This window comes from Herbaspirillum frisingense GSF30, from assembly GCF_000300975.2.
Taxonomy (GTDB): Bacteria; Pseudomonadota; Gammaproteobacteria; order Burkholderiales; family Burkholderiaceae_D; genus Herbaspirillum; species Herbaspirillum frisingense.
In genome coordinates, this window is the sequence record NZ_AEEC02000009.1 from 130,533 (window position 1) to 149,562 (window position 19,030).

Below are 19,030 nucleotides of genomic sequence, written 5' to 3' on the forward strand. Positions count from 1 at the left end.
TGCGCGTGCAGCCGGAGTCTACCGGGAAATCGGTACCGGAGTTGCATCATTAGCATGACTTGATTGGCGCAATGAGTGAATTCTCAATTGGCAGTTGATTCTATGGCAAATGCAATGAAGAAACCCGCGAAAACTCCAGCAGCGTCGACAAAGAGCAGCAAGCCGGCAACGGCGGTAAAATCCACCGCCGCTGCCAAGCCCACCAAGGCGGTGGCCGCCAAATCGCCAGTCAAGGGGACTGCGACGGCAGCCAGCACCGTAAAACCCACGGCAAAGACTGCAGCAGCAGCGACGCCGAAAAAGACGACAGTCAAGACAACTGCCGCCAAGCCGGCCCGCGCCGCAGCGCCCAAGGGTACTGCAACGCCAGCCAACAAGTTACCTCAAGCCGCCGAACAAGCGGTTTCTGTGAAAGCGACGAAGACTTCCGTGACCACCAAGAAACCCGAAACCAAGACCGCCAAGACCACCAAAGCCGCACAGGTCGAAGGCAAAGACGTCAGCGCGACTGCCGCGTCGAGCGTAAGTCAAACCACTGATGCTGCCGCCCTGGCAGCCATCGACACGTCCGGCTATGTGCTGCCGAGCGTCAAGGTGCCGGGCCGTCGTGGCCGCAAGCCCAAGGAATTCCAGCCCGAGAGCGACGAAGTCGCCGCGCTCAACACCATCGAGCGTACTGAACTGAAGGCCGCCGACAAGGCCAAGGCCAAGGACCGCAAGGCCAAGGAAAAGGCCCTGTTGAAGGACGCCTTCTCTTCCGACACCGAAGCCAGCGAAGAAGAGCTGGAGCGCCGTCGCCAGAAGTTGAAGACCCTGATCAAGCTCGGCAAGGAGCGTGGTTTCCTGACCTTCTCGGAAATCAACGACCACCTGCCCGAGAACATCGTCGATCCGGAAGCCATCGAAGGCATCATCGGTACCTTCAGCGACATGGGCATCTCGGTCTACGAGCACGCCCCTGACGCCGAAACCCTGCTGCTGTCGGACAACGTGGCCAACGTCGCCAGCGATGACGACGCCGAAGCCGCCGCCGAAGCCGCCCTGTCGACCGTCGATTCCGACTTCGGCCGTACCACCGACCCGGTGCGCATGTACATGCGTGAAATGGGTTCGGTCGAGCTGCTGACCCGCGAAGGCGAAATCGAGATCGCCAAGCGCATCGAAGACGGCCTGAAGGACATGATCCAGGCCATCTCCGCCTGCCCGACCACGATCGCCGAGATCCTGGCTGCCGCTGACCGCATCTCCAAGGATGAGATCAAGGTCGACGAAATCGTCGATGGCCTGGTTGATCCCAACGAAAGCGAACAGCAGGTCGACGCCGCCGCTTCGGACTCCGACGAGGACGACGAAGAAGCGGAAGAAGACGAGGAAGAAGACGAAGAAGAGGAAAGCGAGAACAGCGGTTCCGGCGCTGCCGGCTTCTCCGCCGAACAGCTGGAACAGTTGAAGCGCGACGCGCTGGGCAAGTTCGCCGTCATCGGCACCCAGTTCGAGAACATGCGCAAGGCTTTCGAAAAGGAAGGCTACAACTCCAAGCCCTACGTCAAGGCGCAGGAAATCATTTCCAACGAGCTGCTGGGCATCCGCTTCACCGCCAAGATCGTCGAGAAGCTGTGCGACACCCTGCGCGCGCAGGTGGATGAAGTCCGCACCGTCGAACGCCAGATCCTGGACGTGGCCGTCAACAAGTGCAACATGCCGCGTGCCCACTTCATCAAGGTCTTCCCCGGCAATGAAGTGAACCTGGACTGGGTGGACGGTGAAGTCGCCGCCAACCACGACTACAGCACCGTGCTGAGCCGTAACGTCCCGGCCATCAAGGAACTGCAGCAGAAGCTGATCGACCTGCAGGCCCGCGTGGTACTGCCGCTGCCGGACCTGCGCGCCATCAACAAGAAGATGGGCGCTGGTGAAAAGAAGGCACGCATGGCCAAGCGTGAAATGACCGAGGCCAACCTGCGTCTGGTGATCTCGATCGCCAAGAAGTACACCAACCGTGGCCTGCAGTTCCTGGACCTGATCCAGGAAGGCAACATCGGTCTGATGAAGGCAGTGGACAAGTTCGAATATCGTCGCGGCTACAAGTTCTCGACCTATGCGACCTGGTGGATCCGTCAGGCCATCACCCGCTCCATCGCCGACCAGGCGCGCACCATCCGTATTCCGGTGCACATGATCGAGACGATCAACAAGATGAACCGCATCTCGCGTCAGATCCTGCAGGAAACCGGTGCCGAGCCGGATCCCGCAACCCTGGCGATCAAGATGGAAATGCCGGAAGACAAGATCCGCAAGATCATGAAGATCGCCAAGGAACCGATCTCCATGGAAACGCCGATCGGTGACGACGACGATTCCCATCTGGGCGACTTCATCGAGGACAACAACACGCTGGCCCCGGCCGATGCGGCGCTGCACGCCTCGATGCGCAACGTGGTCAAGGACATCCTGGACTCGCTGACCCCGCGTGAAGCCAAGGTCCTGCGCATGCGCTTCGGTATCGAGATGTCGACCGACCATACGCTGGAAGAAGTGGGCAAGCAGTTCGACGTGACCCGCGAGCGTATCCGCCAGATCGAAGCCAAGGCACTGCGCAAGCTGCGTCACCCCTCCCGTTCGGACAAGCTGAAGAGCTTCCTGGAAGGGAATTGATATTAGGGTGTCAGAATTGGCCGGCGAAGATGTTAAAATCGCCGGCTGATTTTTTGGCCCCCTAGCTCATGCTTGGTTAGAGCAGCGGACTCATAATCCGTTGGTGCCGTGTTCGACTCACGGGGGGGCCACCAGTACGAGAGCGGCTTAGCGTCTTATTGCGCTAAGCCGCTTTTTTCTATGCTGGAGACTTTTTCGCCCCAAACGTCATAATTACCAATTTAGAAAATCAACAACTGGAGTTGGGAATGGACCGGTCACCTTATCTACGCACGTTTGGTAAAGATAGCGTACCTAGCTGGATATGCTCAAGTTGCAACGCGGGGCAGCTCAAATTGCTACCGGAGTCACTGATCACTAAGTGGACAAAAGAAAGCACTGTTGTCTGGGAGGAAGAAGGATCGGAGCCTGAGTGGATCAAAATGGTTTTTGCTTGCGTGTTCGAGTGTTCCACTTGCAAAGAGCCGTATAGCTGCACCGGTACCGGTGGCGTTGAAGAAATACAATATGAAGGTTGCGACGGTTATCAACAGTACCACGAAGAGTACTATTCCCCGAAATATTTCGAGCCATCACTCGTCTTGATAGACCTGCCGTCAAATTGCCCCGATGCAGTTTTGGCAAAATTGCATGACTCCTTCTCGCTGTTTTTTGCAGACGCGGGTGCAGCGCTCAATTGTGCGCGGGCTTCCATAGAGGCGCTCTTGACCAATTTGAAGGTCAACAAAACCGAAGTGAAGAAGGGCCAACGTTTTGGCCTAACTCTTCACAGAAGAATTGGAAATCTGCCCGCAAAATATCAGCACATCAAGGATTCTTTGATGGCCGTAAAGTGGCTGGGAAATGCTGGAAGTCATAATGGGAAAGCGCCAACACGCGAAGACGTGTTGGACGCTTATGACCTGTTGGAATGGGTTCTTTCTGATTTATATGCCAACAAGGATAAGAAACTGAAGGCCCTTGCCCGCATTGTCAATCGTCGCAAAGGGCCGGTTCAGCGACGGTAAGAGACAAAGTAGTTAGCTTTTCTTCTTTGTGCCGATACGATCCATAGCAAGTCGGCATGCTCGTGAAATCATTGCGGCCTGGCGCGAAAATACAATTCTGAAAGGCCGCATAGTTCTCTTGGGTACCTGAGGCTGCAATAGCTGCACAGACTTTTTTTAACCGCAGACTCCAAGTCGTTCTAGTACTAAATTGGGAGCAGGTCAGGCTAACTCTTGATTTCTGAACGGAAACTCTTGTTGATTTCCGATAGCTCAGCCTTTTTCAATTTTCTTTTCCCCAATTTTTACCATCGGAATGTTTGTTGTCCGGAGTTGTTTAAAATCAGGCCTACTTAACAAACAGATATTGCTAATTTTGCAATAAAAGGTATTTGATGAAGTCGGTAATTGATCGCTCCAAACAGATAGACGAAAAGCTCAAGCTGCTATTCGACGTCTACACTAAAACTAAAGAACCCTTAAAAATCAATTTCCGTCAGGAAGTGGAGTGGTTAAAGTCCGCCGATAGATATACCCATCTAATGCACGTTTATCCCGCAAAACTGCTGGGACACATACCGCACTTTTTCCTTAATAACAGCGTTCTTTCCAAGCCAGGAGATATTGTTGCGGATCCATTTTGCGGTTCGGGAACGGTACCGCTGGAAGCGTTGATCTCTGGAAGGCAAGCACTTGGTTTTGACTGTAATCCGCTAGCACGCTTGATTGCGCAGGTTAAAGTTACACCGCTAGATATCCATCGCATAAATAGGGTACATGGCAACATCGTAAAGAGACTTCAAAAGGTTGAGCTACATATTCCTTCAGTTGTAAATCTCGACTATTGGTATTCTCCGGAGCACATAACGCAATTAGGACTGCTGAAATCGGCTATAGACGCTGTTTCCGACCTTGACGTACGAAATTTCTTTCTGGTGTGCTTTTCTGTAGCGGCTAGGAAACTCAGCTATGCCGATCCGCACATTTCCGTTCCGGTGCGGTGGAATCCCGACAAGGAAAATGTATCAGGCTCATATAGAGCGATGGCAGCGGAACATTTTGAGTGGCTTAAAAAGACGCAGGCCATCGATGTTTTTAATTTGATCGTCTCTGCAAATTCGCGTCGACTAGCACAACTTAACGAAGTGCTTCATGAGAAGGTAGGGGGACGGATTTATCTGTCAGATGCAAGAGAACTAAAAACTCGTGACGAAGGGGTTGAGAGGAAGCTTAAAAAGAATAGCGTGCAGCTTATTATCACTTCTCCGCCATATGCAGGCGCTCAGAAATATGTGCGATCTGCTAGCTTAAGCTTGGGATGGCTGGGATTTGCTGGTACTGGTGAATTACGTCCTCTTGAGCGGCAGACGATTGGAAGAGAACATTATCCCAAGGCTGAATATTTGCAGTTGCATAAGACTTTTATCGATGACGCGGATGTCGTCTTAAATAGGATCTATCAGAAGAACCCGTTACGTGCTCATATTGCAGCAAACTATTTGCTAGAGATGGAGATGGCGTGTGAGAGGATGGTAGAAGTATTAAAGCCTGGTGGATATTTGGTGTTGGTTATAGGCAATAACCAAGTATGTGGAGAGGACTTTTTTGCAAATAAATATCTCCGAGAAATTTTTGTTAAGTTGGGGCTAGAGCTGAAGCTAGAGCTAGTGGACGACATTCATTCCCGTGGACTGATGACGAAGCGGAACAAGACAGCGAGTCTCATTGCCTGCGAGTGGATTCTTCTCTTTTCAAAGAGCTAAAGAATATGCACGAACTTCTAAAGCAAAAAATACTGATTTTGTCTGATAAAGCTTGGGAGAGAAAACTCGACTGGCCAACCGTCGAAAGATGGCTGAGTAACTTTACCGGGAAATTTGAGGCTGAAGATCAAGAGAAAATGCATGCTCTATATCTTCTTACTCAGACAATGTACTTCGGACAGAATCTCATCCGGGAGATGTTGAGATCGGTGTACCAGAATTTATTTAGATATCCATTAGTAATACATATTCGACGGGCTAATAACGAAACTTTAGATCCGAATATTATCGAGAGTGCCTTTTGTAATAATCTTCGGAATACAAGATTTTTGGGCATTGGTAATCCTTCGGAGAGCGGGCCACACTTACTTTATTACTTTCGGCAGATAAATGAACTACCGAAAGATTTATTTATTGACGCTGCAGAGATCTTGAGCATTGGTAGGGATAACGAGGGGAAACCCTGCGTGACATTACGAGATCCAAATATTGAGCGTTATATCTTCATTGATGACTTGCTCGGCTCTGGCACCCAGATGAAAGAATATCTGACTGATATTTTTCGTGAAATCCGATCAGTCGCTCCCCAAGTAGAGTTTCACTATTACGCACTATTTGCTACTACTAGCGGGTTAGAGGCTGCAAATTCTCCTGATCTTTTTAACGGAAACGTTCAGTGCATTTTTGAACTAGACGATTCGTTCAAATGTTTCGGTCAAGAGTCTCGATCATTCAAAAACGTCGGCGCGCCAATAGATCAAAAGATTGCTGAAACGGTAGCTGCGGGCTATGGGAATGAACTTATGCCTGGGCATCCGCTCGGTTATAAAGACGGTCAGCTACTGCTAGCGCTTTCTCACAATACCCCTGATAACTCGCTGCCCATACTTTGGTTTGATTTTCCGAAGAATGCAAAATGGGCACCTGTCTTCAAACGTTTCGCAAAACTAAGTTTCAATTAAATAGCTATGGATAATCATCAAGTAAATCCATTCGACCTGATAAGGGCAGCAGACTTTTCTGACACGCAGATATTTGACTATTGGGTGGACTTTAACGGCGACGGTGGGCTGTTGGATTTAATTGAGCCGTCTTCAAAAACGTCGAAGCATATTCTGGGGGGGAAAGGCAGCGGTAAGACTCACCTGATGCGCTACTGTTCATTCCCGGTGCAGAAGATTCGTCACGGCGAGAATCTTTTAGATGGTATTTTCCAAGAAAAATATATCGGTATTTTCCTTCGGGCGAATATCTTGGATACAGGGCGCTTTAATGGAAAAGGTCAGGACGAATCTAAGTGGGGCCCACTTTGGAATTACTACTTTGAAGTGCGTCTGTGCGAACAGTTTTTGCAGATGCTGTTAGAGCTACGATTAACTTCAAAAGAAATCTCTGACGGATTGGACCTCCTCGCGGTTGATAGCGCCGTGCTCTTTGACACAGATCCTGGTTTTGAGTTGAGTTCGTTGTCGAACCTCAATGATGGCCTAATACGGATTCGAAAAGAGATTGATCTCGCCGTTAACAATTGTGCCTTCACCAGAAGTCTCGACGTAAAAATCAGAATATCTCCGGGGAATTTACTATTTGGATTAGCGGAACTCGTACACGTCAAAGTTCCTCTTTTGAAGGGAATTCAATTCCTATATTTGATCGACGAAGTTGAGAATTTTTCTAGAGAGCAGCAGCGATTCATTAACTCTCTTATTAGGCATAGAAGGGACCCTTGTTCATTCAGGTTGGGAGCACGACTATACGGTATCAAGACCTTGGCGAACTATGGTGCCGATGAAGAGAACAAAGAGGGCTCTGAATTTAAGCAAGTATATCTCGACCAGATGATGCGAAAACATCTGCTAGATACCGGCGGATATGCCCATTTTGCCAAGCAGCTCTGTATCAAGCGGCTACGCGATACAGGCTTTATTAGCGCGGATGTGGATCTTGCTAATGAAAAAAAGGTCGGCGACTTCTTGAATGCGTTCTTCCAATCTGAACAGTCAGAGAATTTTTATCAAGAGGTCACTGCCGAATTAGTAAAGGCAGACCAGCCAGCTGAACGCAAATATTTCAAGAAATTGCGAGACCAGTTAAATGACACCGTTGGGGGGCGCGGATCAGCCAATAAGAATTCGGATTTGGTTAACAGAATTTTAGGAAATCTTGCTGTTCCCGCGTTTCCATTGGTAGAAAAGATAAATATCTTTATTTTCTACCAAGATTGGTATCGTGATGAGGATCTACTGGAGTCTTCTGAAAAGATAAAGACGGAATGTGAGCTGTATGTGCAACGCAGCGCCGGTGCTGAAAGACACAAGCGCGTCTATGAACATTTCGCTTTGGATCTATTGGCTCAGCTTTACCGTGACTACAGACAACCGACGACAGCGATGTACATTGGAATGGATTCGTTCATACGAATGTCTGCTGGTGTTCCTCGGAACTTACTGGTGATTCTGAGAAATATTTACAAGTGGTCGTCCTTTAACGGCGAGAGACCGTTTCGGGATAGTCCAATTTCTATTACCAGCCAACGCGAGGCGGTAATGGAAAGCGCCGTGTTCTTTTATGAAGAGGATGCTCGTCCGGGTGCTGAAGTTCCGAAAGTTAAAGCATCTATTGATAGGTTGGCTGAATTTCTTAGAGAGGTTCGTTTTGCATCGAAGCCAGTTGAATCTTCACCTCTTGCGTTCAGCCTTAACGTCTCGCTGCTCTCTCCTGAAGCTGCGGACGTTCTGCGGCAATCAGAGAACTGGTCTTACATTTTACGTATTCCTAAAGGACGGCCGCACGCGAATTCTCAACGGGTGCATGATAAGTATCAATTGAATCCAGCCTTCTCTCCCAAATGGGATCTCCCAATCGCTAGAAGGGGAGATGTAAGGTTGAATGCAGATCTGGCTGAGGCAATCTTTGGCTTTAAACCGGATGCAGACTTTCGGATGGTTATGGATTCCGTGACCGCCAGTTTGAAGGCTCCGAAATTTGGGAAAAAAATTGACGAAAGGTCTAGAGATAAAGAGGATAGAAATAAAACGCTAGAGTTGGGGTTCGGGGATGACAATTAATTATGAATACTTCTATAAGTGCATGCTGCCGGTAGAAGGAGCATGGGACGCGCAATACAAATGGGATATTTTTATCTCAGCATTTAATTCCAGTGAGCGCGTTCGGCATGTTTACGAAAAAGCAAATGCCGCGAAAAAATATTGGCTGATTTTCCCAGAGTATCACTATGAAGTTGCCGATCACCCAAATGACGGACAGTGTTATGCAGGAGAGCATAGAGAAGAGTCAGAATTTATTCTTGATTTCTTTAGTAAGGAAGAAATAGACCTGACTGCATCGAGCTTATGCGTAGACATAACGGGATTTATGCGGCCGCATCTCATCTACTTAGTCGGATATCTTAAGTATCGCGGGATAAAGTCGTTTGATGTTATTTATTCTGAGCCGGTGCAATATCGAAAGAAGGACGACACGAAGTTCTCAAAAGGGCCCGTTACGCACGTACGTCCTATTGCAGGTTTCGAAGGGCAGCATACGTCTGACAATTCAAATGATTTGCTTCTTCTTGGTATTGGATACGATCATGAGCTGATTCGAGAGGTAGCTAATTACAAGGATTACGCGAATGTTGTAACTATGTGGGGATTTCCTTCGTTACGAGCAGATATGTATCAGGAGAGCGTGCTCCGTGCTAGCAAAGCTGTTGAGGCAGTCTTCTCACCTAACTGGGAGTCGAATAGATATTTTGCGATTGCAAACGATCCTTTTGCCACTGCTTTGGCACTTCAAAAAGCAGTTGCCATTCACCACGCGCAAAAAAAAATTACCAACCTCTACTTGAGTCCGTTGGCAACCAAGCCTCAAGCTTTAGGTTTTGCTCTTTACTATGCGTATGAGTGGTGGGGGAGGGAGGCGAGCATAATCTTCCCGTTCGCAGACAGCTATGATCAAGAGACTTCGACTGGAATATCCAAAATTTGGAAGTACACCATTGAGCTATGATTTTTTCACAGGCATATCATGAAAAAACTTTCTGAAGATATTCGGACCTTTAATAAACTTTATAAGTTGCCGATTAGCGACACGCCGACCTTAGATATTGGGGTTCGCCCTGAGTCCAGATTGCAGATGTTCAAGAAGATTCTCTCGGAAGAATTAGATGAGATAGATGATATTGTGACTGCGGTACTTTCAGGGAAAAGTGAACTGGAGGTTTTGGTTGCTTTGGCCGATCTTTTGGGAGATATCCAAGTTTACTGTGCGTCAGAAATGGCCAAGTTTGGTATCCCCCAAGACGAAGTTCTTTCAATAATCATGCAGTCCAACTTTTCGAAATTGGGTGAAGATGGGTTGCCTATTTATGATGAGAGGGGGAAGGTGATGAAAGGGCCTAATTATTGGAAGCCAGAGCCTAAGATAAGTGATCTTTTGGCGAAATTGAAAAATAATTGATCGGTTTTGAAGTGCATACTATTCTGCCTGTTATCCATCATATCGATTTCAATACTAGCCTCCATCAGGCTGAGATCGCATTTAAGTCGGGTGCGGACGGTGTTTTCTTAATTTCTCATCGAGGGGACGATTCTCATCTGCTACGGCCGGCTAGTGCGATAAAGAGTAAATTTAAGAGCAAACTAGTCGGCGTCAATTTCCTAACGCGGGGGCCGCTAGAAAGTTTTCGTTTAGGGCGTGCAGCTGAAATGGATATGATTTGGTCTGATACGCCAGGTATTTCTTCAGATGGAATATCGCATGAAGCAAATATCATCGGCCAAGAGCTAGCGCAAGAAGGGACGTGCCCACAGTTTTTTGCCTCAGTTGCGTTCAAATATCAGCCAGAGGAGCCGCTTCCCGGTATCGCCGCGAGTAAAGCGGCACTTTGTCGAATGATTCCGACCACCAGCGGAAAAGAAACCGGTGCTGCGCCGTTCCTGTCAAAAATAAAGACAATGAGCGCGAATGTTAATCACGGACCGTTGGCTATCGCTAGTGGCGTTAGCCCTGCAAATGTCGAAAAATTTTTACCTTTTGTGAGCCACATCTTAGTCGCAACCGGAGTATCGGTTGACGAGCATCATTTCTCTGAAAACCTTATGTTGGAATTGATAGAGCGCGTGCGCAGTTGGGATAAGGGCCGAATGAGCCCAGACTTGGGTGGTTATATTTAAAAATGCCTTAGGAATTTGTATTTGTCACCGTGGGAATGACCTGCGTCGGTAATTTGTAGTCAGTCAGGCAGTGAGTCGGTTGTCGATCATATTCGATTCCAGCCAGGCTCGACGGACCGTAGCTGGAGGTTGGTAGTTATGTGCGCTATGCGGTCTATGCTCGTTGTAGAACTGACGCCATCTTTCAATCAGCACTTTTGCCTCTGCCCGGCTGCGGAACCACTCCCGGTTAAGCAGTTCGTCACGCAGCTTGCCATTGAAGCTTTCCACGAATCCGTTCTGCCATGGACTGCCTGGCGCAATGAAGGCCGGACCAACTGAGGCATCCCGCAGCCATAGCATGACCTTGGCCGCTGTGAACTCGGCGCCGTTGTGTAATGACCCACTGAAAACCAGGTGCAAGTCCCGCCATGAGCAGGTTTTCAGTGGGTCATTACAAGATCACGCACACAGGTATACGATGATGACCCATCCAAAGACCCCATCAGGAGCAAGGCATGCCAAACCTTCAAGACCCGCAACAACCCCAGGTTCCGTGGGACGTCGCCCAGTATCTGCGCTTCGGCGGTGAACGCCTGCGTCCGGCGCTGGACCTGATGTTGCATCTGCCCTTGCAGGCTCCCGCCCGTATTCTCGATTTCGGTTGCGGTGCCGGTAACCTGACAACCTTGCTGCAGCAGCGCTGGCCAGAGGCTGAGGTGCTGGGTGTGGATGGCTCGGAGGACATGCTGGCCAAGGCGCGCGCGACCGTTCCGCATGGCCGCTTCATTCAAGCCGATCTGAACCACTGGACGCCGGAGCACAAGCTTGACCTGATCTACACCAACGCGACCCTCCAATGGCTTCCCGATCACGCACAGCTGTTCCCACGGCTGTTGTCCTTCCTTAATCCCGGTGGTTGCCTGGCGGTGCAGATGCCGGTCATGCACGATGCGCCGTTGAGACTGGCGCAGGTGGAACTGGCACGCTCGCCGGCCTATGCAGAGGTTCTGGGTGACGTGTCGGAACGACGCAATGTGCTGGACATGGGTGGCTATCACGACCTGCTGCGACCACGGGTGGCGAGCCTGGATATCTGGCAGACCACCTGTCTCCATGTGCTCAAGGGCGAGGACCCGGTGCTGGAGTGGGCCAGCGGCAGCAGCCTGCGGCCCTACCTTGAAAAGATGAAGGGCGAACAGCTGCAGGCCTTTCGCGCCGATTATGCGCGCAGGATGCATCTGGCCTATCCGCCTCGCAGTGACGGCATTACCTTGTTGCCGTTCCAGCGCATGTTCATCATGGCGACCTTGCCGGGCTGAACCTGGCGCGTTGCGAACAGGCCCTAGCGATCCAGCCTGTCGACCCAGTCCACAATCTCCCTGGCAACCGCCTGCGGCTGTTCCGGAAACAGCGCATGACTGGCATCAGGAATCACCCGCACCTCCACCCTGCCTGGCAGGGCGTCGCGAAGTTCATCGCGGGTGGCCGCAGGGCGCCAGGGGTCGTGCTGCGCTTGCAGGTCGAGGATGGGTACGGTCGAATACGGCCACCACGTCGATTGTGGTGTCGTCCGGCTGGCCTGCCGATAGGCCGAAGCGAGTTCTGGATGCCATCCTTCCAGCCAGGACTGCGGCACGAACGGTCCGTAGAAGAAGGCATCTCTGAGCGCCGCAATCCGCTGCGCGGTTGAGTTGCGCTGGTCTGCAGCGGTATCCAGCGCCGCGCTCAATTGCGCCGGGAGCCGTCCTTTGGCTGCCGCAGCTGCCACGACCACGCCGCGTACCAGTGCGGGATAATCCAGCGCCGTGACCCGGGCCACGTAATGTCCGTAGGCATGGCCCACCACGACGGCGCGACCTTGGCCCAGCAGCCGGATCGCCAGCGCCACATCACCGGCCAGGGTGTGCAGGCTTATCCCTTCCAGCGGTCCCCGGCTGGCACCGATGCCACGCGGTTGCGGCCGCAGCACACGGTAACCGGCCTGGGCCAGGAGTTCGGCGACGGTGTCGAAATCCTCGCTGCCACGTTGTGAGGAAGGCAGCAGCACGATCACTCCCTTGCGCTCCCGGGCATCGGGGCCTGAGGCTTCATCGACGATTACCTCGATCGACGTTTCACCCTCTTGAACAATGGCATGGTTGCGTACATTGGCTGCCGCCAGTGGCGCGCTCCACGCCAGCCATGCCGTTACGGCGGCCAGCAACATCGCAATCTTCATGGGGAATCCTTTTTCTTGTCACGATCTTTGCGCGGGCGGCACGGCAGGTCGAAGCCTGCCGTGCCACCCACACGTATCCACGCATGCGCTCAGGCAGGTGCTGCTCAGAACGTATGCCTGATCCCGGCATTCCAGGCCATATCGCCCGAGCCGGTCTCGATGGCGCTGCCTACCGTGTAGCCGGCGCCGTTCCGGTTCCAGATCCTGGCGACCGTTGTATACAGTTCGGTACGTCGGGAGAGCGCATACAGATAGCCCAGCCCCAGTTGTGAAGCATCCTGGTTGAAGCGGGTGCGGTCATCCTTGCGGATGTAGGACGCGATCAGCTTGTGCTGTCCCAAGGGCAGGGTCACGCCGAGGATCATGTCGCGGCTGTCGGTGGTCGGGGTTGGGGCGACCGCCAGGCCGTAGGCATTGGCATTGTTGAGTGCCGAGCTGCCATAGCCCTTGTTGATGCCGTAGCCGAAGTTGAACTTGACCACCTTCAGGTCATAACTGCCGGAGAGCAGCGTGTTCTTGGCGTTCTCGCTGCGCTGGACGGTGGGCGTATCCATGTTGCGGTTGTGGTGCGCCAGGCGTAGCGAAAGGCCGCCATTGGCATAGGCCAGGGCGCCGCCCCAGGCGCGGCCCATGGCATTGGAACCGGCGTTTTCGCCGAAGCCGTAGACCGCTTCGGCGGAGACGCCGCCGAAGGAAGGTGACACGTACTTGACCGTGTTGTCCATGCGACTGCCCGAATTCGCCGCCAGGTTCGCAGCGTTACCGGCAAAGCCCGCCGCAAACGGATCGGCCAGCACGAAGCCGGTGTAGTGTGGCGTGTACTGGCGGCCCACCGTGAGCGTGCCTTGCGAACCCGACAGGCCCACATAGGACTGGCGCCCGAAGAGCAAGCCGCCCTGGCCCATCGCGCCGGTGTCGCTCTGGAATCCGGACTCCAGTACAAACAGCGCCGCCATGCCGCCACCGAGATCCTCGGTCCCCTTGAAGCCGAGTCGGGAACCCGATCCTATCCCGCCGGTGATCTTGTTGACAGAGCCGTTGCGGCCACCGGATTCGTGCACGAAGCCGGTATCGACAATGCCGTAGATGGTCACGCCGGACTGCGCCAACGCGGCGTGGGTCGACAGTAGCAGGGCGGCGCCCAGGGCCAGCTGGCGGGCATATGTGCGGGTGTCAGGCTGCTTTGTCGATCGGGAAAACTGTGATGACAATGGGTAAGACATGGATGCTCCTCCTTGTGGTTGATATGTGTCTGCTACCCGGCCCGATGCCGGGCGCAGGCAAGACGTGTCCCTTCCACTGCGACGGCGAGGTCGCAGCGGTGGAATCTTGTGAAGGTGTTCCGGGCCGGCCGCTACGTGGGTGTGCAGCGGTGGGACGGCACCGGCAGAGGTCAGCGGCCGGTGAAGACCGGTGCGCGCTTTTCCTTGAACGCCAGCTGCGCTTCGCGCGCATCCTCGGTCTTGCCGATGGCGGCGGTCATGTCCTGTTCGTAGCGATAGCCGTCGCGCAGGCTCAGGTCTTCGATGACGTTCATGGTGTGCTTGCCCATGCGCGTCGAGACCGGGCTTTTGGACGCGATCACATGGGCGATCTCCAGTGCCGTCTCCAGCAGGGCCTCGGGCGCCACGCAGGCTTCGACGATGCCCAGCCGATACAGCTCCTGGCCGCCGACCCGGTAGCCGGTGAGGGCCATGCGGCGCAGGCGCGAATGCGGGAACAGGCGCATGGCATGACGGCAACCACCGAGCAGGCCGACATCGACCTCCGGCAGGCCCAGGCTGGCCTGCTCGGACGCCACCAGGATGTCCGAGGAGGCCACCAGTGCCAGCCCCGAGCCCAGTGCGGCGCCGTTGATGGCGGCCACCACAGGCTTGGCGCATTCACGCACGGCATGGAAGCATTCCCGGGTACGTCGCGAGTGCGCCATGAAGTCGCCCGGCTGGCGGATGTTCTCGGCACGACCCTTGAGGTCGGCGCCGGCGCAGAACACCTTGCCGGCACCCGTCAGCACGACGGCGCGAATGTCATCGGTCTCGGAGATGGCGTCCAGTGCCATCGTCAGTTCATCGTTGAGCGTGCGGGTCAGCGCATTGACCGGCGGCGCATTCAGGGTCAGCGTAGCGACATGGTCATCGAGTCTGACATTGAGCTGGGTGAAGTCGAACATGGAATCCCTCGTCATGAATTTAGCGGCCGGCCTGGTCAAAGCCATACAGTGTCTGCGGGTTGTCCACCAGGATCTGCTGCCGCACCGCGGCATCCGGCACCCACTGGTGGAACAGGTCGATGAGTGCGCCCACATCCGGTGCCTTCTCGCCCATGCGCACATGGGGCCAGTCCGAGCCCCACAGCAGGCGTGCGGGATTGGCCGCCACCAGGGCGTCGTGGAAGGGTTTGAGATCGGCATAGGCGGGGGCCGCACCGGAGACCCGGCAGACCGAGAGCTTGACCCATACGTCACCGTCCCGAAGCGCGGCCAGCACCGTCTGGAAGGCGGGATCATCGATGCCGCGCTCTACCTTCAGGCAGGCCATGTGATCCAGCACCAGTGTCAGCCCGGTCGCACGCAGCTGCGGCAGCAGTTGCGCATAGGCAGCGCAGGGCGCCCACAGTTGCGCGTGCAGGCCCGCTTCGCGCATGGCCGGTGCCAGCTGCAGCAGATCGCCCACGCCCACGCTGCCGGCAAACCTGTCACCGGCAGGGGTGAACATTTCCACAAAACGCAGACCACGGATGCCGCCGGCATGCCAGGCCTGCAGAGTGGCCAGCGGCGTGTCGGCGCTGGCCACGGCGATGCCGCGTACCTGTCCGGCACTGGCGGCGATGGCTGCCAGCATGCAGGCCGGATCGCTACCGTAAGGAGCGGGTTGCACCAGCACGCCGCGAGGTGCACCTACCGTGGCCAGCATCTGCGCATGGAGTTCGGCAGGGGCCAGCGGCGGCGGATAGTTCGACGCCGTGGATAACGGAAATGCCGCATACGGACCGAAGACATGGGCGTGGCTGTCGCAAGCCTGGGCCGGCAAGGAGGCATCCGGCGCCGTAGGCATGCGCGGTGTCTCGGTCTCGGTGGGGATGAAGCCGGAGGTCGTCACGATAGCGGCTCCTTGACCGGGCTCAGTTGGCCGGGCGGCAAGTCGGCCAACTGCGGCCGGCCCTGTTGCGTGGCGACCTGCAGGCGCGGTTCTGCATATTCCTCCGGCACCGGAATCTGGTGCACGTTGAGCGTCATGGCCACCATCGTGTAGTAGCCCAGGATGGCGCCCAGTTCGACGATGCCGGCCTCGCCGTACAGACCCAGCACGCGTTGATACACCTCCTCATCGACATTGCCGTGTTGCTGCAGTTGCCGGGCATATTCGTAGACGTGGGCATCGGCGGCGTCGGCAAACATGGGGGCCTGGCATGCGCACAGCGCATCGATCACCGTTTGCGGCAGGCCGGCGGCCTGTGCTGCCTGCGCATGGATGGCCCATTCGAGCTGGCTGTTCCAGCGCCGTGCTGCCACCAGGATCACAAGTTCGCTATGACGCGGTGGAATGCTGGTGCCGAAGCGCAGCAGGGCACCCATCTTCTGCCAGCGGTCAGCCAGTGCCGGGTTGTGCAGGGCGGCTTTCAAGGGGCCGACCAGGCGCGCGCGCGGGCCGCTGACGATGTCGTCGTAGACCGCACGCTGTTCGGCGTTCATGGTCTCCGGGGAGGGGAAGGAAATTCTTGGCATGGCGTTTCGGTCAGGTTCTTGTCGTGGTTCGATTTCAGATCACGCCAGCGTCATTCCACGCGGCGATCTGGGCGGCATCAAAGCCGAGTTCGGTTAGCACCTCATCGGTATGCTGGCCCAGCAGGGGAGGTGCCTTGTCGAAGCGCAAGGCGGCATCGGCAAAGCGCATCGGGCTGCGGATCTGCGGTACCGACCCGGCAGTAGGGTGGGGGATCTGGATCAGCATTTCGCGGTGCTTTACCTGTTCGTCCTCGAACACCTGCGGGATGGTGTTGATCGGGCTGCACGGGACCCCGGCGGCATCCAGCAGCGCGGCCCACTCCTGCATGCCACGGGTCTTCAATACGTCGGTGATCATGGGCAGCAGCACATCCTTGTTGCGCACCCGATTGCCGTTGGTGGCGAAGCGCTCGTCGGCCGGCCATCCGGCCTGGCCGATCACCTGGCAGAACTTGGCGAACTGGCCATCGTTGCCGACCACCAGGACGACGTAGCCATCGGCGCAGGCGAACACGTCCTGGGGCTGGATGTTGGGATGCTTGTTGCCGGCGCGTTGCGGGGTCTTGCCGGAGATCAGGTAGTTCATCCCCTGGTTGGCGACCGAGCCCACCATGACGTCGAGCATGCCGATATCGATGTAGTCGCCCAGGCCGGTCTCTGCCCGTCGCGCCAGCGCCGCCAGTACCGAGACCGAGGTGTACATGCCGGTCATCAGGTCGACGATGGGCACGCCCACTTTCTGAGGGCCACCGCCTGGCAGGTCATCCCGTTCACCGGTGACGCTCATGAGGCCACCCATGGCCTGGATCATGAAGTCATAGGCGGCGTTGTCGGCCTTGGGGCCGGTCTGGCCGAAGCCGGTCACCGAGCAGTAGATCAGGCCGGGGTTGATCTGCTTGAGGCTGGCGTAATCCAGGCCGAACTTGGCCAGGGTGCCGACCTTGTAGTTTTCCAGGAGGATATCCGAGCGCGCCGCCAGATCGCGGATGATGCGCTGGCCCTCGGCCGTGTTCAGATCCACCGTGATGGACCGCTTGCCGCGGTTGCAGGCCAGGTAGTAGCCGGCTTCGCGGGTTTCGTTGCCCTCTGCGTCACGCAGGAAGGGCGGGCCCCAGCTGCGGGTGTCGTCGCCCACGCGCGGGCGCTCCACCTTGATGACGTCGGCGCCGAGATCGGCCAGGATCTGGCCCGACCAGGGACCAGCGAGGATGCGCGAAAGATCGAGCACCTTGATGTGGGAAAGCGGACCTGCCATGAGAACTCCGATATCAAACCAAAAAGCAGAAAAAGAAGGGCAGCCGTGTTCAGGCTGCAGCGTCGTCCGGCACCGTCGCCTGTGCCGAGGGACGCAGGCAGAATCCCGCGTGCCAGCTCGCCAGCTGCGGGCGGCCGGCACGCCAGTCGAGATCGGCGAAGCGGTAATCGAGATAGGACAGCGTGCAGCCGAGGGTGAGGTGACCGATGTCGAAGCCACTGTCGGCCAGGGCCGGGGCCTCGTCTTCGAGACGGTCAAGCGCAGTGCCGATCTTGAGCGCAAATGCCTGCAGCCAGCTATCCAGTTGCTGGGCGGGCGTCTTCATGCGTTCCTGGCGCCAGATCAGCAATACCGAAAGCATGCCGTCGCCCAGTGCCTGGCGGCGCAGCGCAGTCCAGCGTGCCGGGCCGGCCGCCGGGAAGAACCGTGGGCCGTCGTGCAGGCTGTCGAGGTATTCGCAGATCACCGGCGAGTCGTACAGCGGCTCACCGCCGGGCAGAACCAGCGCGGGAATCTGCGAGAGGGGATTGTCGGCCATGATGGCCGGATTGGGCGTGGCGATGGCGGCCACCGAACGCACCAGCTGCACGCGCGATTCGAGACCCGTTTCCTTGAGCAGGATGACCACCTTGCGCACGAAGGGCGAGCGTGGCGACCAATGGAGTTTCATGCCGTTTCCTCATCTGTCGATGACTGGCAACGGCAATCGGTGCACCGTTACTTCAGTCGTATGTCGAGGCGAATCACATCGCCCCGGTAAATGCCCCGGCCCACGAACACGACGCGGCCGGCCTGGTCTACCGCCGAGCGCGTCACATACGCGATCGGCGCATTGAGCGGGATCTGCAGCAGTTCCGCAATGAGCGGATCGGCCGAGCCCAGCGTCAGCGTCTGGTGTGCCTCCTTGATCTCCAGCCCCGGCAGATCGCGCAAGATGCGCATCGAGGTCTTGGTCTCGAAGGACTTCTTCGGGATGCGGGCGCAGACGCGCGCATCGATATACACATCGCCGAGGTAATACGGCTTGCCATTGCGCCAGTGGCGGCGCCGCCAGTGCTCATAGGCCTCTGCCATCTGGCCCAGCGCCGGCTCCACCGGTGCCGGCGCCAGCCGCTCGCGCTCGGTCAGCACTTCGATGGTGGCACCTTCCGGTGCCAGCAACTGGCCTGACCAGTCGGTGGCCACCTCGCACCAGAACTGCTCCTGCGGTTTGCCGATCACGAACGTGCCCTTGGCACGGTAGCGCGCGATCAGCTTTTCCTCTTCCAGC

General features: G+C 55.6%; 18 protein-coding genes, 1 tRNA gene and 1 pseudogene. 10 read left to right on the forward strand and 10 right to left on the reverse strand.

What is annotated here, in order from left to right:
• Window positions 1–83 precede the first annotated feature (83 nt).
• Window positions 84–314 carry a hypothetical protein gene (locus HFRIS_RS25810; protein ID WP_233207516.1) on the reverse strand — a complete coding sequence of 77 codons (231 nt, stop codon included), beginning with the start codon at window positions 312–314 and terminating at the stop codon, window positions 84–86.
• Window positions 315–429: 115 nt separating this feature from the next.
• Between HFRIS_RS25810 and rpoD the strand changes: the two genes are divergently transcribed.
• The 9 genes from rpoD to HFRIS_RS25215 all read left to right on the forward strand — a co-directional run bounded on the left by rpoD (window position 430) and on the right by HFRIS_RS25215 (window position 10,581).
• Window positions 430–2,655 carry an RNA polymerase sigma factor RpoD gene (gene rpoD / locus HFRIS_RS08820; protein ID WP_006462953.1) on the forward strand — a complete coding sequence of 742 codons (2,226 nt, stop codon included), beginning with the start codon at window positions 430–432 and terminating at the stop codon, window positions 2,653–2,655.
• A 55-nt stretch (window positions 2,656–2,710) separates the two neighbouring features.
• Window positions 2,711–2,789 (forward strand) — tRNA-Ile (locus HFRIS_RS08825).
• 114 nt (window positions 2,790–2,903) lie between these two features.
• On the forward strand, window positions 2,904–3,662 hold the full coding sequence (locus HFRIS_RS08830) for a DUF4145 domain-containing protein (protein ID WP_081626837.1): 759 nt from the start codon (window positions 2,904–2,906) through the stop codon (window positions 3,660–3,662).
• Between the two features lie 374 nt (window positions 3,663–4,036).
• Window positions 4,037–5,404: a DNA methyltransferase gene (locus tag HFRIS_RS24740; protein WP_039875043.1), complete on the forward strand. Its 1,368-nt coding sequence runs from the start codon at window positions 4,037–4,039 to the stop codon at window positions 5,402–5,404.
• A 5-nt stretch (window positions 5,405–5,409) separates the two neighbouring features.
• Entirely contained in the window at window positions 5,410–6,366 is a 957-nt protein-coding gene (locus tag HFRIS_RS25205; RefSeq protein ID WP_152486665.1) for a phosphoribosyltransferase-like protein, read from the forward strand.
• Window positions 6,367–6,372: 6 nt separating this feature from the next.
• Entirely contained in the window at window positions 6,373–8,472 is a 2,100-nt protein-coding gene (locus tag HFRIS_RS08840; protein ID WP_006462956.1) for an ORC-CDC6 family AAA ATPase, read from the forward strand.
• A 22-nt stretch (window positions 8,473–8,494) separates the two neighbouring features.
• The gene (locus HFRIS_RS25210; protein WP_152486666.1) at window positions 8,495–9,415 is read left to right on the forward strand and encodes a hypothetical protein; all 921 of its coding nucleotides are present in this window, start codon (window positions 8,495–8,497) and stop codon (window positions 9,413–9,415) included.
• A gap of 18 nt (window positions 9,416–9,433) precedes the next feature.
• Window positions 9,434–9,865, forward strand: coding sequence for a nucleoside triphosphate pyrophosphohydrolase family protein (locus tag HFRIS_RS08850; protein ID WP_006462958.1), 432 nt, complete (start codon window positions 9,434–9,436; stop codon window positions 9,863–9,865).
• Window positions 9,862–10,581, forward strand: a complete 720-nt coding sequence (locus HFRIS_RS25215) for a hypothetical protein (protein ID WP_152486667.1) — start codon at window positions 9,862–9,864, stop codon at window positions 10,579–10,581. The genes HFRIS_RS08850 and HFRIS_RS25215 overlap by 4 nt, the downstream gene beginning before the upstream one ends.
• A gap of 63 nt (window positions 10,582–10,644) precedes the next feature.
• Here the strand turns inward: HFRIS_RS25215 and HFRIS_RS24745 are convergent.
• Window positions 10,645–10,953 (reverse strand): annotated as a pseudogene (locus HFRIS_RS24745) (integrase core domain-containing protein); the annotation flags it as partial.
• 125 nt (window positions 10,954–11,078) lie between these two features.
• Between HFRIS_RS24745 and HFRIS_RS08855 the strand changes: the two are divergent.
• Complete coding sequence (locus tag HFRIS_RS08855; RefSeq protein ID WP_006462959.1) at window positions 11,079–11,882, forward strand: methyltransferase domain-containing protein; 804 nt, start codon at window positions 11,079–11,081, stop codon at window positions 11,880–11,882.
• A gap of 23 nt (window positions 11,883–11,905) precedes the next feature.
• Here HFRIS_RS08855 and HFRIS_RS08860 read toward each other — a convergent pair whose 3' ends face one another.
• The 8 genes from HFRIS_RS08860 to HFRIS_RS08895 all read right to left on the reverse strand — a co-directional run.
• Entirely contained in the window at window positions 11,906–12,781 is an 876-nt protein-coding gene (locus HFRIS_RS08860) for an alpha/beta fold hydrolase (protein WP_006462960.1), read from the reverse strand.
• Between the two features lie 104 nt (window positions 12,782–12,885).
• Window positions 12,886–14,004, reverse strand: coding sequence for a porin (locus tag HFRIS_RS08865; RefSeq protein ID WP_081626838.1), 1,119 nt, complete (start codon window positions 14,002–14,004; stop codon window positions 12,886–12,888).
• 170 nt (window positions 14,005–14,174) lie between these two features.
• Window positions 14,175–14,951, reverse strand: coding sequence for an enoyl-CoA hydratase/isomerase family protein (locus tag HFRIS_RS08870; RefSeq protein ID WP_006462962.1), 777 nt, complete (start codon window positions 14,949–14,951; stop codon window positions 14,175–14,177).
• 19 nt (window positions 14,952–14,970) lie between these two features.
• Window positions 14,971–15,879, reverse strand: a complete 909-nt coding sequence (locus HFRIS_RS08875; protein WP_006462963.1) for an amidohydrolase family protein — start codon at window positions 15,877–15,879, stop codon at window positions 14,971–14,973.
• The gene (locus HFRIS_RS08880) at window positions 15,876–16,505 is read right to left on the reverse strand and encodes a carboxymuconolactone decarboxylase family protein (protein ID WP_039875046.1); all 630 of its coding nucleotides are present in this window, start codon (window positions 16,503–16,505) and stop codon (window positions 15,876–15,878) included. The genes HFRIS_RS08875 and HFRIS_RS08880 overlap by 4 nt, the downstream gene beginning before the upstream one ends.
• Before the next feature lie 34 nt (window positions 16,506–16,539).
• Window positions 16,540–17,760 (reverse strand): CaiB/BaiF CoA transferase family protein, encoded by a 1,221-nt coding sequence (locus HFRIS_RS08885; protein WP_006462965.1) that lies wholly within the window; start codon window positions 17,758–17,760, stop codon window positions 16,540–16,542.
• A 49-nt stretch (window positions 17,761–17,809) separates the two neighbouring features.
• A complete protein-coding gene (locus HFRIS_RS08890) occupies window positions 17,810–18,430 on the reverse strand; it encodes a glutathione S-transferase family protein (protein ID WP_006462966.1) in 621 nt (206 codons plus the stop codon).
• A gap of 47 nt (window positions 18,431–18,477) precedes the next feature.
• On the reverse strand, window positions 18,478–19,030 hold a 553-nt coding region (locus tag HFRIS_RS08895), incomplete at its 5' end, for a GntR family transcriptional regulator (RefSeq protein WP_039875048.1).

Bases quoted from the DNA above. Each gene is read 5' to 3' on its own strand.
- HFRIS_RS08860 (WP_006462960.1), bottom strand. From the start codon at position 12,781: ATGAAGATTGCGATGTTGCTGGCCGCCGTAACGGCATGGCTGGCGTGG.
- HFRIS_RS08855 (WP_006462959.1), top strand. From the start codon at position 11,079: ATGCCAAACCTTCAAGACCCGCAACAACCCCAGGTTCCGTGGGACGTC.
- HFRIS_RS25210 (WP_152486666.1), top strand. From the start codon at position 8,495: ATGCTGCCGGTAGAAGGAGCATGGGACGCGCAATACAAATGGGATATT.
- HFRIS_RS08870 (WP_006462962.1), bottom strand. From the start codon at position 14,951: ATGTTCGACTTCACCCAGCTCAATGTCAGACTCGATGACCATGTCGCT.
- HFRIS_RS08865 (WP_081626838.1), bottom strand. From the start codon at position 14,004: ATGTCTTACCCATTGTCATCACAGTTTTCCCGATCGACAAAGCAGCCT.
- HFRIS_RS08830 (WP_081626837.1), top strand. From the start codon at position 2,904: ATGGACCGGTCACCTTATCTACGCACGTTTGGTAAAGATAGCGTACCT.
- HFRIS_RS08880 (WP_039875046.1), bottom strand. From the start codon at position 16,505: ATGCCAAGAATTTCCTTCCCCTCCCCGGAGACCATGAACGCCGAACAG.
- HFRIS_RS25205 (WP_152486665.1), top strand. From the start codon at position 5,410: ATGCACGAACTTCTAAAGCAAAAAATACTGATTTTGTCTGATAAAGCT.
- HFRIS_RS08840 (WP_006462956.1), top strand. From the start codon at position 6,373: ATGGATAATCATCAAGTAAATCCATTCGACCTGATAAGGGCAGCAGAC.
- HFRIS_RS08850 (WP_006462958.1), top strand. From the start codon at position 9,434: ATGAAAAAACTTTCTGAAGATATTCGGACCTTTAATAAACTTTATAAG.
- HFRIS_RS24740 (WP_039875043.1), top strand. From the start codon at position 4,037: ATGAAGTCGGTAATTGATCGCTCCAAACAGATAGACGAAAAGCTCAAG.
- HFRIS_RS08885 (WP_006462965.1), bottom strand. From the start codon at position 17,760: ATGGCAGGTCCGCTTTCCCACATCAAGGTGCTCGATCTTTCGCGCATC.
- HFRIS_RS08890 (WP_006462966.1), bottom strand. From the start codon at position 18,430: ATGAAACTCCATTGGTCGCCACGCTCGCCCTTCGTGCGCAAGGTGGTC.